Source organism: Streptomyces sp. NPDC006476 (genome assembly GCF_040612015.1).
GTDB classification, from domain to species: Bacteria; Actinomycetota; Actinomycetes; order Streptomycetales; family Streptomycetaceae; genus Streptomyces; species Streptomyces griseorubiginosus_B.
The window spans coordinates 1-13,537 of record NZ_JBEXPK010000128.1; the positions used below are offsets into that span (position 1 = coordinate 1).

15 protein-coding genes and 1 pseudogene are annotated in these 13,537 nt (G+C 71.5%); 13 read left to right on the forward strand and 3 right to left on the reverse strand.

What is annotated here, in order from left to right:
• Window positions 1-90 precede the first annotated feature (90 nt).
• Complete coding sequence (gene sulP / locus ABZZ74_RS49865) at window positions 91-1,803, reverse strand: sulfate permease (protein WP_356950766.1); 1,713 nt, start codon at window positions 1,801-1,803, stop codon at window positions 91-93.
• A gap of 212 nt (window positions 1,804-2,015) precedes the next feature.
• Between sulP and ABZZ74_RS49870 the strand changes: the two genes are divergently transcribed.
• The 4 genes from ABZZ74_RS49870 to ABZZ74_RS49885 all read left to right on the forward strand — a co-directional run bounded on the left by ABZZ74_RS49870 (window position 2,016) and on the right by ABZZ74_RS49885 (window position 5,599).
• Entirely contained in the window at window positions 2,016-2,627 is a 612-nt protein-coding gene (locus ABZZ74_RS49870) for a hypothetical protein (protein ID WP_356950767.1), read from the forward strand.
• Window positions 2,628-2,779: 152 nt separating this feature from the next.
• Complete coding sequence (locus tag ABZZ74_RS49875; RefSeq protein ID WP_356950768.1) at window positions 2,780-3,685, forward strand: universal stress protein; 906 nt, start codon at window positions 2,780-2,782, stop codon at window positions 3,683-3,685.
• Between the two features lie 31 nt (window positions 3,686-3,716).
• On the forward strand, window positions 3,717-4,739 hold the full coding sequence (gene adhP, locus ABZZ74_RS49880; protein WP_356950769.1) for an alcohol dehydrogenase AdhP: 1,023 nt from the start codon (window positions 3,717-3,719) through the stop codon (window positions 4,737-4,739).
• A gap of 5 nt (window positions 4,740-4,744) precedes the next feature.
• Window positions 4,745-5,599 (forward strand): universal stress protein, encoded by an 855-nt coding sequence (locus tag ABZZ74_RS49885; protein ID WP_356950770.1) that lies wholly within the window; start codon window positions 4,745-4,747, stop codon window positions 5,597-5,599.
• A 1-nt stretch (window position 5,600) separates the two neighbouring features.
• Here the strand turns inward: ABZZ74_RS49885 and ppk2 are convergent, their stop codons facing one another.
• Window positions 5,601-6,407: a polyphosphate kinase 2 gene (ppk2, locus tag ABZZ74_RS49890; protein ID WP_356950771.1), complete on the reverse strand. Its 807-nt coding sequence runs from the start codon at window positions 6,405-6,407 to the stop codon at window positions 5,601-5,603.
• 135 nt (window positions 6,408-6,542) lie between these two features.
• On the opposite strand from ppk2, the gene ABZZ74_RS49895 reads away from it, so the two are divergent.
• The 8 genes and pseudogenes from ABZZ74_RS49895 to ABZZ74_RS49930 all read left to right on the forward strand — a co-directional run bounded on the left by ABZZ74_RS49895 (window position 6,543) and on the right by ABZZ74_RS49930 (window position 12,177).
• Entirely contained in the window at window positions 6,543-9,233 is a 2,691-nt protein-coding gene (locus ABZZ74_RS49895; RefSeq protein WP_356950772.1) for a GNAT family N-acetyltransferase, read from the forward strand.
• 12 nt (window positions 9,234-9,245) lie between these two features.
• The gene (locus ABZZ74_RS49900; protein ID WP_356950773.1) at window positions 9,246-9,977 is read left to right on the forward strand and encodes a CBS domain-containing protein; all 732 of its coding nucleotides are present in this window, start codon (window positions 9,246-9,248) and stop codon (window positions 9,975-9,977) included.
• A 16-nt stretch (window positions 9,978-9,993) separates the two neighbouring features.
• Window positions 9,994-10,128: pseudogene (locus ABZZ74_RS49905) on the forward strand (flavodoxin); the annotation flags it as partial.
• 224 nt (window positions 10,129-10,352) lie between these two features.
• On the forward strand, window positions 10,353-10,703 hold the full coding sequence (locus tag ABZZ74_RS49910) for a hypothetical protein (protein WP_356950780.1): 351 nt from the start codon (window positions 10,353-10,355) through the stop codon (window positions 10,701-10,703).
• Between the two features lie 25 nt (window positions 10,704-10,728).
• Window positions 10,729-11,058: a hypothetical protein gene (locus ABZZ74_RS49915; protein WP_356950774.1), complete on the forward strand. Its 330-nt coding sequence runs from the start codon at window positions 10,729-10,731 to the stop codon at window positions 11,056-11,058.
• Between the two features lie 131 nt (window positions 11,059-11,189).
• On the forward strand, window positions 11,190-11,495 hold the full coding sequence (locus ABZZ74_RS49920; protein ID WP_356950775.1) for a hypothetical protein: 306 nt from the start codon (window positions 11,190-11,192) through the stop codon (window positions 11,493-11,495).
• Window positions 11,496-11,581: 86 nt separating this feature from the next.
• Complete coding sequence (locus ABZZ74_RS49925) at window positions 11,582-11,803, forward strand: hypothetical protein (protein WP_356950776.1); 222 nt, start codon at window positions 11,582-11,584, stop codon at window positions 11,801-11,803.
• Window positions 11,803-12,177, forward strand: a complete 375-nt coding sequence (locus ABZZ74_RS49930) for a fic family toxin-antitoxin system, toxin component (protein WP_356950777.1) — start codon at window positions 11,803-11,805, stop codon at window positions 12,175-12,177. Before ABZZ74_RS49925 ends, ABZZ74_RS49930 begins: the two co-directional genes overlap by 1 nt.
• 116 nt (window positions 12,178-12,293) lie before the next feature.
• Here ABZZ74_RS49930 and ABZZ74_RS49935 read toward each other — a convergent pair whose 3' ends face one another.
• Window positions 12,294-13,010: a class I SAM-dependent methyltransferase gene (locus tag ABZZ74_RS49935; protein ID WP_356950778.1), complete on the reverse strand. Its 717-nt coding sequence runs from the start codon at window positions 13,008-13,010 to the stop codon at window positions 12,294-12,296.
• Window positions 13,011-13,084: 74 nt separating this feature from the next.
• Here ABZZ74_RS49935 and ABZZ74_RS49940 point away from each other — a divergent pair, with 74 nt between their 5' ends.
• A complete protein-coding gene (locus ABZZ74_RS49940; RefSeq protein ID WP_356950779.1) occupies window positions 13,085-13,504 on the forward strand; it encodes a LysR family transcriptional regulator in 420 nt (139 codons plus the stop codon).
• Window positions 13,505-13,537 lie beyond the last annotated feature (33 nt).

Consider the following 13,537-nt stretch of genomic DNA (forward strand, 5'->3'; position numbering starts at 1 on the left):
GCTGCACACCTACAATCACCACCGCGGACACACCGCACTGAAAGGGCAACCACCCGCCAGCCGCGTCCCCAACCTCACGGGTCAGTACAGCTAGGGAGTCCCGTGCCACTTCCGGTAGGCCGCCACGGCGGTCGGCAGCGTGGGGAAGATCAGGTCCTTGCCGACCGAGTCGACCAGGCCGTAGGCCGCCAGGTCGTCCAGCAGGTCCTGCTTCACCCGGGCCAGGGCGAACACGACGCCCCGCCGGGTCAGTACTCGGCGCAGCTCGTCCACCGCGTCCAGGGCGGTGATGTCGACCTCGACATTGGCCTCGGTGTTGAGGACGAACCAGCGCACCGGCTCGCTCTGCTCGTCCACGGCCGCCAGCGCGCGCCGCCGGAAGTCCTCGGCGTTGGCGAAGAAGAGCGGGGAGTCGTAGCGGTACACGAGCAGGCCCGGAATGGTGCGGGCGGTCGGGTAGTCGTCGATGTCGTGCATGCCGGCCACGCCGGGCACCAGTCCCTCGACGGCGTCGTGGGGGCGGGCGACCCGGGTGAGTAGCTCGGCCACGGACAGGCCGACGGCGACGATCACCCCGTACAGGATGTCCAGCGCGAGCACGCCGGCGAGGCAGCCGAGGGCGAGGAACAGTTCGCGGCGCCGGAAGGAGGCCAGGCGGCGGAAGCCGGCCAGGTCGATCATGCGGGTGGCCGCGTAGACGACGAGCGTGCCCAGGACCGCCGAGGGGGTGCGGCTGAGCAGGGGGCTCAGGAACAGCAGGACGGCGAGCACCACGGCTCCGGCGACCAGCGAGTACACCTGGCTGCGGGCGCCCGCCGAGGTGGCGAGCGCGGTGCGGCTGGCGCTGCTGCTCACCGGGAAGCCGTGCACGACGCTCGCGCCGAGATTGGCCGCGCCCAGGGCCAGGAACTCCTGGTTGGCGTCCAGGACCGCCTCGTCGTCGTCATGCCCGGTGAACGCGCGCGCGGTGAGGATGAAGTCGGTGTAGGCGACGAGCAGGACGCCGAGGGCGGGCAGGACCAGGCGCGGCACCTCGGTGAGATCCGGCAGGGCGAGGGAGGGCAGGCCCGCCGGGATCTCGCCGATGACCTTGATGCCGTACCGGTCGTCCAGGTCGAGGGCGGTCACGGCCACCGTGCCCAGCACGACGACCAGCAGCGGCCCCGGCAGCGCGGGGAACCAGTGGGACACCGAGAACAGCAGGGCCAGGGCGGCCGCGGAGAACAGGACCGTGGGCAGGTGGCCCTGCTCCAAATGCCCCAGGAACGACCACAGTTGGGCGAAGAAGAGCGAGCCCGTCGTCGGCACGCCGGTCAGCTTGGTCAGCTGGTCCATCACCATGATCAGCGCGACCCCCGCCAGGTAGCCGATCAGCACCGGCCGGGAGAGCAGATCCGCGACGAAGCCCAGGCGCAGCAGCCGGGCCGCCAGACACAGCAGACCGACCGTCGCGGCGAGGGTCGCGGCCAGCACGGCGTACCGGTGCGGATCGGAGCCCACGAGCGGGGCGACCACGGTCGCCGTCATGATGGCCGTCGTCGACTCGGGCCCCACTGACAGCAGCCGGGAGGAGCCGAGCAGGGCGTAGAGGGCGAGGGCGGGAAGGATCGCCCACAGCCCGGCGACCGGCGCCAGACCGGCCAGGCCCGCGTACGCCATCACCTGCGGCACCAGATACGCGGCGACCGTGGCCCCGGCCAGCAGGTCACCGCGCAGCCAGGCGCGCCGGTATCCGGCCAGCGCGGCGACGCCGGGCAGCAGGCGCCGCAGGGTGGGGACGGGCCGGTCCGTGCCAGGTGACATGGCGCTCCTTCCGCAGAGTGTCCCAAGGATCCACGAGCCGTCCGTGCCGGCCGACACCGACCTGCCGCTCCGGCCCAACTGGTCCCGCGGAAGGGCCCTTCAGCCCAACGGATGCCGACCTTCGGCATGGCGCGCCAGGCGCGTGCCGCGAGGAGATTGAGCGGTGCAGAGAAACAGTCGAACAGCATCGACTCCCCGAAGGGACCACGATCATGGCAGTCCACGAGCACCCGCATCGTCATGTGGGATTCCGTCTTCCCTCGCTGCGGCGGGCGGGGACGGCTGAGGCAACCGCCGGTTCCACCACGGCGGTGAGCGCATACGCTTTCGCCGGGCTGCGTCTGGTGTTGGGGTTCGTCTTTCTGTGGGCGTTCCTGGACAAGACGTTCGGGTTCGGTTACGCGACGCAGTCCGGCAAGGGCTGGATCGACGGTGGCTCGCCGACCAAGGGCTTCTTGAGCTCGGTGGCCGCCGGTCCGATGGAGTCGACGTTCCACAGCTGGGCCGGGGACACCTGGGCGGACTGGCTGTTCATGCTGGGCCTGCTGGGCATCGGCCTGGCGCTCGTCTCCGGTGTCGCGCTGCGGCTGGCCGCGGTCGCGGGCACGGCGATGATGGCGCTGATGTGGATCGCGGAGTGGCCGCCGGCCAAGCACCTGCCGGACGGATCGCTGAGCATGTCCACGAACCCGTTCGCCGACTACCACCTCGTCTACGCCGTGGCGCTCATCGCCCTGGCCGCCGTGGGCGCAGGCGCGACCTGGGGGCTGGGCAGGGCCTGGGCACGGTTGCCCCTCGTCGAGCGCCACCGCTGGCTCCAGTAAACGGCGTCAGACGCGGCGGGCCCCGTGACGGGGCCCGCCGCGCCGCGCCCAGGGTGGGCCGGTCGGTCCCGGCAGGGGACGAGCGGCCCCTGCAGCGGTCACCCCCGGTTCACGAGGCTGGAAGCAGATCCCCACGATGAGGAGGCAGAACCATGGTCCGCAACGTTGTCGCAGGTCTGGACGGCTCGGCCGAGAGCCGCGCCGCGGTCGAGTGGGCGGCCCGCGAGGCGGAGCTGCGCGGCCTGCCGCTGAAGATCGTGCACGCCTGGGAGCCCGTACCCGAGCCGATCGCCCAGGCACCCCTCGTCGGCGGTGAGACCCTCCAGCACTGGAGCGAGAAGATCCCCCGCGAGACCGGAGAGGGCGTCCGACTGCGCCACCCCGGCCTCGACGTCGTCACCGAACAGGTCGTCGGCACGCCCGCGGACGCCCTGACGGACGCGGCGAAGGGCGCCGAACTGCTGGCCCTCGGCTCCCGTGGCCTCAGCGGCGTCGGCGGCTTCATGATCGGCTCCGTCGGCCTGTCCGTGGTCGCCCACGCCGAACATCCCATCGTCCTGGTTCGGGCCGGCGAGCAGGCCGCCGACGAGCACGAGCCCGACCCGATGGGCATCCCGTCGGCCGCCACCCGCTACCGCCCCGTCGTCCTGGGCCTCGACGTCACCGGCCCCGACCCCTCGGTGATCGAGTTCGCCTTCGAGGAGGCCGCCCGGCGCGGCACCTCCCTGCGGGTCGTGTACGGCTGGAACCTGCCGCCGTACTACACCTACGGCTTGGCCGGCGACCCCGAGTTCCACGAGGAGATCGCCGAACAGAAGGCCCGCGCCCTGGCCGTGGTGCTGGTCCCCTGGCGGGCGAAGTACCCGGCCGTCGAGGTGAACGCCGAGGCCCGGGCGGGCAGCGCCGCCAATCACCTCGTCGACGCCTCCCACGAAGCCTCGCTCGTCGTGGTCGGCCGCCGTATCCGGCGCAGCCCGGTGGGCGCGCACATCGGCCCCGTCACCCACGCCGTCCTGCACCACGCCACCGCCCCCGTCGCCGTCGTCTCGCACGGCTGACCCGTCCCCCTTTTTTCGAGGAGTTGACCCCATGAAGGCAGCCGTCGTACGAGCCTTCGGCGAGCCCCTGGTGATCGAGGAGCGCCCCGACCCGGAACCCGGCCCCGGCCAGGTCCGTATGCGCGTCGAGGCCTCCGGGCTGTGCCACACCGACATCCACGCGGCGCACGGCGACTGGCCCGTCAAGCCGAACCCGCCGTTCGTCCCGGGCCACGAGGGCGTCGGTCTCGTCGAGAAGCTCGGCGACGGCGTCACCCATCTCGCGGTGGGCCAGCGGGTCGCCGTGCCCTGGCTGGGCAGGGCGTGCGGGCGCTGCGAGCACTGTCTGTCCGGCTGGGAGACGCTGTGCGAGCAGCAGATCAACACCGGCTACGGCTGCGACGGCGGGTACGCCGAGAAGATGCTCGCCTGGGCCGACTTCGCCCAGCCGGTGCCCGACGGCATCACCCCCTTCGAGGCCGCCCCGCTGACCTGCGCGGGCGTTACCACGTACAAGGCGCTGAAGGTCGCCGACGTCAAGCCGGCCCAACTGGTGGCGATCTCCGGCGTGGGCGGGCTCGGTCACCTCGCCGTGCAGTACGCGAAGATCGCCGGCGCCACCGTCGCCGCGATCGACGTCACCGACGACAAGCTCGAACTGGCCGCCGAACTCGGCGCCGACCTGGTCATCGACGCCCGCAAGGAGAACGTGGGCGAGGTCCTCAAGGCACACGGCGGAGCCCACGCCGCCATCGCGCTCGCCGTGAACGAGGCCGCCTTCTCGGCCGTCAACTCCGGTCTGCGGCGCGGCGGGAAGCTCGTGATGGTGGCCCTGCCGGCGCACGGCACGGTCCAGGTCCCCATCTTCGACACCGTCCTCAACGGCACCAGCGTGATCGGCTCCATCGTCGGCACCCGGCAGGACCTCGCCGAGGTCTTCCAGCTGCACGCCGCCGGGCGTACGAAGGTCATCCACGAGACCCGCCCGCTGGCCGCCGTCAACGAGTCCATCGATGCCGTCCTTCAGGGCCAGGTCAAGGCACGCATCGTCTTCGACCTGGACGCGGGGCGGTGACGGCGATGGAACTGCCCCTGGTGGTGGGCGTGGACGGCTCCGAGCCCAGTCTGCGCGCCGTCGACTGGGCCGCCGACGAGGCCGCCTTGCGCGGGGTGGCGCTGCGGGTCGTGTACGCCTCGCTGTGGGAACGGTACGAAGGCGCCTCCCTGGTCGGGGAGTTCGGCCGGTCGGGCGACGAAGGGCTCGCCGAGGCCATCGTCGAGGGTGCCGCCCGCCGGGCCCGCGATCGGCATCCGGACCTCAAGGTGAGCGCCGAGGTCGTCCCCGAGGAACCGGAGTACGTGCTGCCGAGGCTGAGCCGCGACGCCACCGCGGTGGTGGTCGGCGCCCGCGGCCGCAGCGGACTGGCCGAGGCGCTGCTGGGCTCGGTGAGTCTGGCCGTCGCCGCGCATGCGCACTGTCCGGTGATCGTGGTGCGCGGCAGCCACGACAACCAGGCCCGTCGGCCGGTGGGCGGCCGGGTTCTGCTCGGCGTCGGGGAGGACGGCGCCGCCGCCCTGCGCTTCGCCTCCGAGGAAGCGCGGCTGCGCGCGGTGCCCCTGGAGGCCGTACGGGCCTGGCGGTGGCCGGCGCACGAGACCACCGACCATCCCCTGATGGCCGGCGAGCCCGCCCGGCTGCACGAGGAGCGGGCCGTCGAGGCGCTGGAGGCGGCACTGCGGGACGCCCCCGCCGACGTCGACGTGCACCGCCGCACCGTCGAGGGGCACGCCCGCCGGGTCCTGGCCGACCTCTCGCACCACGCCGACCTGCTGGTCGTCGGGACGAAGCGGCCGCACGGACACCTCGGCCGCGTCGCCCACGCGGTGCTGCACCACTCCGCCTGCCCGGTGGCGGTCGTACCACCGGACGCGTGAGTCACAGACTCGCCGCGTGGTCGGGAACGTAGTTCTGCAGATCGCGCGGCGGGCGCACATAGCCCGTCGACGCCGGCCGATCCGGCAGCTCCAGGACCGGCGGCGGCACGTCGTGGTACGGCAGCGAGCCCAGCAGGTGGGCGATCATGTTCAGCCGGGCCCGGCGCTTGTCGTCGCTCTCCACGACGTACCAGGGCGCCTCGGAGATGTCGGTGTGCACCAGCATCTCGTCCTTCGCCCGGGAGTACGCCTCCCAGTGGGTGATCGACTCCAGGTCCATCGGGGAGAGCTTCCAGCGCCGCAGCGGATCCTCCAGGCGCTTGCGGAACCGCTCCTGCTGCTCGGTGTCGCTCACCGAGAACCAGTACTTGCGCAGCAGGATCCCGTCCTCCACCAGCATCCGCTCGAAGATCGGGCACTGCCGCAGGAAGAGCTGGTACTCCTCCTTCGTACAGAAGCCCATCACATGCTCGACCCCGGCCCGGTTGTACCAGGACCGGTCGAACAGCACGATCTCCCCGGCGGCCGGCAGATGCTCGACGTACCGCTGGAAGTACCACTGGGTCTGCTCGCGTTCGGTCGGCTTGGGCAGCGCCGCGATGCGCGCCACGCGCGGATTGAGGTGCTCGGCGACCCGCTTGATGGTGCCGCCCTTGCCCGCCGCGTCCCGCCCCTCGAAGATCACGACCAGTCGGGCGCCCTCCGCGCGCACCCACTCCTGGAGCTTGACCAGCTCCATCTGCAGGCGCAGCAGTTCCTGCTCGTACGCCTTGCGCGGCAGAGCCGTCGCCGTCTTCTTGCCGGCCATGCCGTCGCCCCTTCCGTCGTCTGCGTGCGGACACCGAGGGCCGACCGGCCCTCGGATCACCGCCGGTCAGCCCATGGGACCTCGCCCCGATCCGCTGGACGCTCGAAGTGTAAGGAAACCCGGAGGAGAAACGCGATGACCGACGACACGACCGGTGGGCCGCGGGTCCACGCCCTGCTGACGGACGGCACCACCGTCCGCATCCGGCCCGTGGCGCCGGCCGACCACGACCAGCTCCAGGACCTGTACGAGGAGATGTCCCCGGAGAACCTCCGGCTGAGGTTCTTCGCCGCGAGCCGCCGCTCCGCCGAGCTGGCCGCCGACCGCGCCTGCACGCGGCGCCCCGGATACCGGGCGCTGCTGGCCGAGCGGTCCGGCCAGGTGATCGGGCTCGCCGAGTACGACACCGGAGGCGCCGGCACCGAGGCGGAGATCTCCATCGCGGTCGCCGACGGCCTGCACCACCGAGGTGTCGGCACCCTCCTCGTCGAACACCTCGTCTCGGCCGCCCGCGCGGCCGGCGTCACCGACTTCACCGCCGACGCGCTCAGCGAGAACCGCGAGGTGCTCGGCCTCTTCGCCGACCTCGGTCTGCGCACCGCCCGGCACTTCGAGGGCCCGGAGGTGCGCTGCACCATCTCGCTCGCCGAGGACGACACCTACCTCACGGCCGTGGAGGAACGCGGCCGGGCCGCCGACGTCCGCAGCCTGCGACCGCTGCTGCGGCCCGAGGCGGTCGTGGTGGTCGGCGCCGGACGCAAGCCGGGCTCCGTCGGCCGGGCGGTCCTGCACCACATCAAGGCCGGCGGCTTCACCCGCCGCCTGTTCGCGGTGAATCCCGCCGCGACCTCGATCCTCGGCGTGCCCTCGTATCCGTCGGTCAGCGCCCTGCCCAGGACGCCCGACCTCGCCGTCGTCGCCGTGCCCGCCGCCGCGGTACCGGCCACCGCGGAGGAGTGCGGCAAGGCGGGCGTACGCGCCCTGCTCGTGGTGACCGCCGGGCTCGACCCCGACCAGGCGCGGGCCCTGATGGCGGCCTGCCGCGACCACGGCATGCGCCTCGTCGGACCCAACTGCCTGGGCCTGTCCAACACCGACCCGGACCTGCGCCTGGACGCGACCTTCGCCGCGAACCACCCGAGCCCGGGCACGGCGGGTGTGGCGGTGCAGTCGGGCGGGGTGGGCATCGCGCTGCTGGACGGGCTGTCCCGGCTGGGCATCGGCGTCTCGTCGTTCGCCTCGCTGGGGGACAAGTACGACGTCAGCGGCAACGACATGCTGCAGTGGTGGGAGAGCGACGGACGCACCGAGCTGGCGCTGCTGCACCTGGAGTCCTTCGGCAACCCGCGCGCCTTCTCCCGCACCGCCCGCCGCGTCAGCCGCCGCATGCCCGTCCTCACCGTCGACGCAGGCCGCACCGACGCGGGCCGCCGCGCCGCCGCGTCCCACACCGCGGCCGCCGCCACCCGCACCATGACCAGGGGCGCCCTCTTCACCCAGGCCGGCATCACCGCCACCCGCTCGGTGGGCGAACTCTTGGAAGCCGCGGCCCTGTTGCACTGCCAGCCGCTGCCCAGCGGAGCCCGCGTCGCCGTCGTCACCAACGCCGGCGGTGCCGGTGTCCTCGCCGCCGACGCCTGCGCCGAGGCCGGGCTCACCCTGCCGGCGCCCACCCCCGAACTGATCGACGACCTGCTCGCCGTACTGCCCGAGGGTGCCGCCGTGGGCAACCCCATCGATGCCACCGCAGCCGTCTCTGAGGACCAACTAGCCCAAGCAGTCGACCGGTTGACGCGACACGCCGGCATCGACGCCGTGCTCGTCGCCCTGGTACCCACGGCCGTGGCCGCCGCGACCGGAGACGACCTCGTACGCGCCGTCACCCGGGCGTCTGGCCCACGCCCGAAGCCCGTCATGGCCATACGGCTGGAACAGGCGCTGCCCGTCGAACTGCTCCCGGCGACCGACGGCTCCACCGTCCCCTCGTACGCCGAACCCCAGGCCGCGGCGAGGGCGTTGGCCCACGCGGCCCACCGTGCCGCCTGGCTCGCCCGCCCCGCCGGCACCGTGCCCGACCTCGACGGAGTGGACACCGACCGGGCTCACGCGATCGTGGAGACCTACCTCGACGTCCACCTCGACGGAGGCTGGCTCGAGCCGCGTGCCTGCGCCGAACTCCTCGACTGCTACGGCATCCCGCAGTTGCCGTGGGCCTGGGCGGAGACCGAGGAGGACGCCGTCCTGGCCGCCGAGCGGCTGCACGGCGCCGACGGCCGGGTGGTCATGAAGGGGCACTGGCCGGGGGTGCTGCACAAGAGCGCACAGCACGCCATCCACCTCGACCTGCGGGGCGAGCACCAGGTGCGCGCCGCCTTCCGGGACCTGCAGACCCGGTTCGCCGGGCTGCTCACCGGAGTGGTCCTGCAGCCGCTGGCCGACCGGGGCACCGAACTGTTCGCGGGCGTGGTCCAGGACCAGGTCTTCGGCCCGCTCGTGCTCTTCGGCCTCGGTGGCACCGCCACCGAGGTGCTCGCCGACCACGCCGCCCGCCTCGCGCCGCTCACCGACCACGACGTGCACGATCTGATCACGACCCCGCGCTGCGCGCCCCTGCTGTTCGGCGCCCAGGGCAGCGGGCCCGTCGATCTCCAGGGCCTTGAACAACTGCTGCTCCGGCTCTCCCGCATGGCGAGCGACCTGCCGCAGCTCGCCGAGGCCGACTTCAACCCCGTACTCGCGACACCGGGCGGAGTCACCGTGCTCGATGCGCGCGTGCGCCTGCTGCCCCGCAGGCCCCAGGACCCGTATCTGCGCCGACTCCGCTGAGGAGGGAACCCCATGAAGCACAACAAGGTCGGCTCCGTGATGAGCACGGAGGTCGTCCGCGCCGAGTACGGCACCCCGTTCAAGGAGGTGGCGCGGCGGCTCGGTGAGCACCGCATCAGCGGACTGCCGGTGGTCGACGAGGACGACAAGGTCATCGGCGTCATCTCCGAGACCGATCTGATGGCCCGCCAGGCGGACACGCCCGACCCCTTCGAGCCGAAGAAGCGCTTCCGGTTCGCCGCCCTCACCGCGAACGGCAAGCGGCAGACGGCGAAGGCGGGAGCACGCACCGCCGGGCAGTTGATGTCCGAACCGCCGGTCACGGTCCACGCCGACAACACCATCGTCGAGGCCGCCCGCACCATGGCCGAACACCGCGTGGAGCGGCTGCCCGTCCTCGACGAGGAGGACCGGCTCGTCGGCATCGTCACCCGCCGCGACCTGCTGAAGGTCTTCCTGCGGCCGGACGCGGAGATCCGCGCCGAGGTCGTCGACGAGGTGCTGGTGCGCGCCCTGTGGCTGCCACCGCGCAGCATCGACGTCTCCGTGACCGAGGGCGTGGTCACTCTCGCCGGTCACATGGAACGCAAGAGCGAGACGGAGATCGCGATCTCGATGACCCGTCAGATCGACGGGGTGGTCGCGGTCGTCGACAAGCTCACCTTCCGGCTGGACGACTCCCACATCCACCCGGACGAACAGGCCCTGCACGGCGTGGCCGACGACTGGCTGCGCCGGATCTGACAGGAGGCGAGACACCATGACCGGCAAGGTACTGGTCGCCTACGGGACGACCAACGGATCCACCGCCGAGATCGCCGAGGCTGTGGCGGACGTCCTGCGCAAGGACGGCCTCACGGTCGAGACCGCTCCGGCGGGCTCCGTCACCGACGTGACACCGTTAAGACTGCCAGCGCCGCGCAGGTCGCTGCGGACGACGTCCGCCGCCGCACCGCGGGCTACCTGCCGCGCACCAGGCGGGGAGTTGACCGTGGGGCGGACCCGGCTGGCCCCAGGCCGGGCCGGTGGATGTCCGCGTGGGCCGCCACTTCCGGGTGTTCCAGGATCGAGGCCAGCGCCTCCGGCCCAGCAACCGTGTAGGTCAGCACCAGGTACGCGGTGCGGGAGGCGCACCGGCTGCGGGAGCTGCCCCAGCGGAATCTGACCGGGGATCCGTGGGTGCAGATGACGCTTGCCTCCAACATGAACAACGTCGTCGCTGAACTGCACCATGTGCTGCTGAACAGCGATCTCGCGGACATGGCCGGCAAGCCCGAGGACGTGGAGTGGGAGGCAGCGATGTCGATGACGCTGGGCAAGCAGGGCTACCCGCCGCCGTGGCCGCGTGCCCCGCGGGAGACCGCCGCCTGGCAGAGCACCGAGACGCTCGCGGCGCTGTCCGAGCACCACCGCCAGCTGCAGACGGCGCTCATCCAGACCTCCGAGTGGCGCTCCCGAGGAGGTCCCTGAGACGGGGGAGTGGGGCGGCGGCCGCGTGGAGGACCCCAACGACGACTTCGTCGCCCGCTACATGTTCGCCTTCTGGCAGCTGATCGCCCAGGGCGTTACCGCCGCCGGCCCCTCCCAGACCGCTTCCGGCGCGGTCGCCGGCATCGGCTCCGTGCCGAGCGATCCCGAGGTGCGGGTCATCCGGCTCACCGTGCCCTCGCCCCGCCCGACAGATACGGAAGTGGAGGCCAAGCGGATGTACCGCCACCGGTGGCCCGTGCGGATGCACAAGGTGCGGCAGTGGTACCCCAGTCTCCAGGAACACCGGGTGATCCGGCGGGCCCCTACATCAAGGGGCCCGCCGGTGCACCGCTGATGATGGGGGAGAAGGCCTACCTTGTCGATTCATGATCCTCGGGGAGGGTGCGGCAGCTTGAACAGAGAAAGCAGGGCCCCGGGAATCCGGGGTCGATCGGGCAAGGGCAGACCTGCAGAAGGATGGCCATCGTGACGAAGGACCGACGGCCGTGGGACCGGCCGAAGCCGAGGGACGTCCCCGACCTGCCCCAGACCGAAGACGTGATCGGCGTATTCCGGTACAAGGGCGCCGACATCCTCGGCATGACGGACGCCCAGATCCGTGCCTTCTGCCTGGAGAGGGCGAAGTTCTTCCTCTACGAAGCACAGGTCAAAGCCGCAGACACCATCGGCGGACCCGAACTTGACGTCGCAGCTCAGTACGCCGCGATCGCGGACGCCTTCAGACCCTCCCCAGGGCCACCCCTCACCAAAGAGGACGAGAGCGTCCTTTAAGTGCCCGCGTCGGGCTTTCGGCAGTGCCCGGATCTCGCTCCCGGTATCCACTCCCACGCGGCGCCCGGCGCGGCTACCGTGGGGACATGGCGAAGGAGATCCGCATCAAGGTCGACGACGAGACATATGACGAGCTGCAGCGTCGCGCCGCCGACGGCCACGAGGACCCAGATCAGTACGCGAGCCGACGGCTGACCGACGATCTTGCTCGCACCCGGTTCCTCGAGGCCGCGAAGGCCTTCGTCGAGGAACACGGGCAGGCCTTCGCCGACCGCTTCGGGACTGGCCCCAGCAGCCACGCCGCCTGATGCCGCCCGTTGTACTCATTGACGAGCGATGGCTGCTTGATATCGCGCAGAACCTCGTGCCCGGCGACCCCGACGTGACCGACTACGGCGCACTGGCCGCCGCCGTCGCCCGCCACCGACATGAGGTCATGGGCACCCTCGTCTACCCGGCCGCCCACCACCGGGCCGCCGCCCTCCTGCACTCCCTCGCACGGATTCCTGCGCTCGAGCACTCGAACGAGCTCTTCGCCGCGCAGGTCGCGTACGCCTACCTCCACGCCAGCGGCATCCAGGTCAAGGTCGGCAGCCAAGAGGCGATCGGGTTGGTCATCGACGCCGTCGAGGGACGCCGCGACGTGCGCCAGGTCGCCGATGCGCTGAAGAACTGGGGCTGATCAGCCAAGACGGCCCAGAGGAGCGGACCTTCGGCGACTGAGCTTAAGTAGGGTCGGGGACGGGCGCGGTGGCTTCCGCTCCGTCAGGATTCTGGGTTTTGCCAGAAGCGGAGCGGCTACCGGCGGCGGCAGAGGAACTCACCGTGCGTCGGTGTGCGGGAAGCCTCCGAGACGATGTCGAAGCCGGCCCGTTCCAGCATGCCCTCCAGGATCCAGGTGTAGGTGGAGAACTCCTCCCGAACGTGCGCCTCGAAGTCCGCCCGGGTGAAGCCCTGGCCCTCGGGGCGCCCCGCGATGTCGATCCACCGCTGCAGATGCTCCGCCGCGTCGGCGGGCTCGAAACTGAAGATGACATCCCACAGGTAGAAGGTGCCGCCCGGCCGCAGCATGCCGGCCACGTTGAGGAGCGCCTGCTGTTTCCAGAAGTCCGGGAGCTGGTGCAGGGCCGACTTGGTCGTCACGACGTCCGCGGGCCCCGCGGGGTGGGCGTAGTCCAAAAACCCGGCCCGGTGCCAGTGTGTGCCGACACCGGCTCGTTCCGCTCTGGCTTGGGCGAAGGCGAGCATCTCCTGCGAGATGTCGACGCCGTGGGCCTCGGCCCCGCGTCGTGCCGCCTGGACTGCCAGCGAGCCGGTGCCGCAGGCCAGATCGACCAAGCGGGTGCCGGTGACGACTCCGAGCCGGTCGAGCAGCGTGTCGTCGGCGTCCGGGTCGGTGCCCTGGTTGCGGTCGTAGGCAGCCACCGCGGCTGGGCTGCCCAGGTCGACGCCGGCGGGCTCGTATTCGCGGAAGAACCATGCAGGACCTGGGCGAGTGGTGTCGCTTCGTGGCATGACCTGTTTGTAGGGTCCGGGCAGGCCCAACGGCAACAGCAACCTCCGCAGCATGGCGTTCCAGAAGGTGAAAGATGCAGGACCACGACCAGTACCGGCTCTTCCTCCATCTTGCCTCCACGCTGAGCTTCACCCGAACCGCGGCAGACTGCCACGTCAGCCCCGCCACGCTGTCCCGTACCGTGCAGCGGCTGGAGACCTCTACCGGGCATCGGTTACTGGACCGCGGCCCGCACGGCGTCGCACTGACCGAGCACGGCCACCGCTTCCGCTGCTACGCGGCCGAAGCCCTGGAGCTGTGGGGCCGTTACTGCGACAACGACCTCACACGGGACCAACTCGGCGGCCAACTACGCGTGTTCGCGTCGGTCACTGCCTGCCAGAGCCTGCTGCCCGACCTGCTCGCACCGCTGCGCGACGCCCATCCCCTAGCCTCGGGCTTTCACGAAGAGGGTCGTCCGAGGGTTGATCAAATAAGCGAGGAGTGCCTCTGAGCTGGGACGATAGGGCTTGTCGAAGGTCCTGTT

What these genes read in the sequence shown, in the direction of transcription:
- sulP (WP_356950766.1), bottom strand. Translation starts at nt 1,803, where the DNA reads ATGTCACCTGGCACGGACCGGCCCGTCCCCACCCTGCGGCGCCTGCTG.
- ABZZ74_RS49870 (WP_356950767.1), top strand. Translation starts at nt 2,016, where the DNA reads ATGGCAGTCCACGAGCACCCGCATCGTCATGTGGGATTCCGTCTTCCC.
- ABZZ74_RS49875 (WP_356950768.1), top strand. Translation starts at nt 2,780, where the DNA reads ATGGTCCGCAACGTTGTCGCAGGTCTGGACGGCTCGGCCGAGAGCCGC.
- adhP (WP_356950769.1), top strand. Translation starts at nt 3,717, where the DNA reads ATGAAGGCAGCCGTCGTACGAGCCTTCGGCGAGCCCCTGGTGATCGAG.
- ABZZ74_RS49885 (WP_356950770.1), top strand. Translation starts at nt 4,745, where the DNA reads ATGGAACTGCCCCTGGTGGTGGGCGTGGACGGCTCCGAGCCCAGTCTG.
- ppk2 (WP_356950771.1), bottom strand. Translation starts at nt 6,407, where the DNA reads ATGGCCGGCAAGAAGACGGCGACGGCTCTGCCGCGCAAGGCGTACGAG.
- ABZZ74_RS49895 (WP_356950772.1), top strand. Translation starts at nt 6,543, where the DNA reads ATGACCGACGACACGACCGGTGGGCCGCGGGTCCACGCCCTGCTGACG.
- ABZZ74_RS49900 (WP_356950773.1), top strand. Translation starts at nt 9,246, where the DNA reads ATGAAGCACAACAAGGTCGGCTCCGTGATGAGCACGGAGGTCGTCCGC.
- ABZZ74_RS49925 (WP_356950776.1), top strand. Translation starts at nt 11,582, where the DNA reads ATGGCGAAGGAGATCCGCATCAAGGTCGACGACGAGACATATGACGAG.
- ABZZ74_RS49930 (WP_356950777.1), top strand. Translation starts at nt 11,803, where the DNA reads ATGCCGCCCGTTGTACTCATTGACGAGCGATGGCTGCTTGATATCGCG.
- ABZZ74_RS49935 (WP_356950778.1), bottom strand. Translation starts at nt 13,010, where the DNA reads ATGCCACGAAGCGACACCACTCGCCCAGGTCCTGCATGGTTCTTCCGC.
- ABZZ74_RS49940 (WP_356950779.1), top strand. Translation starts at nt 13,085, where the DNA reads ATGCAGGACCACGACCAGTACCGGCTCTTCCTCCATCTTGCCTCCACG.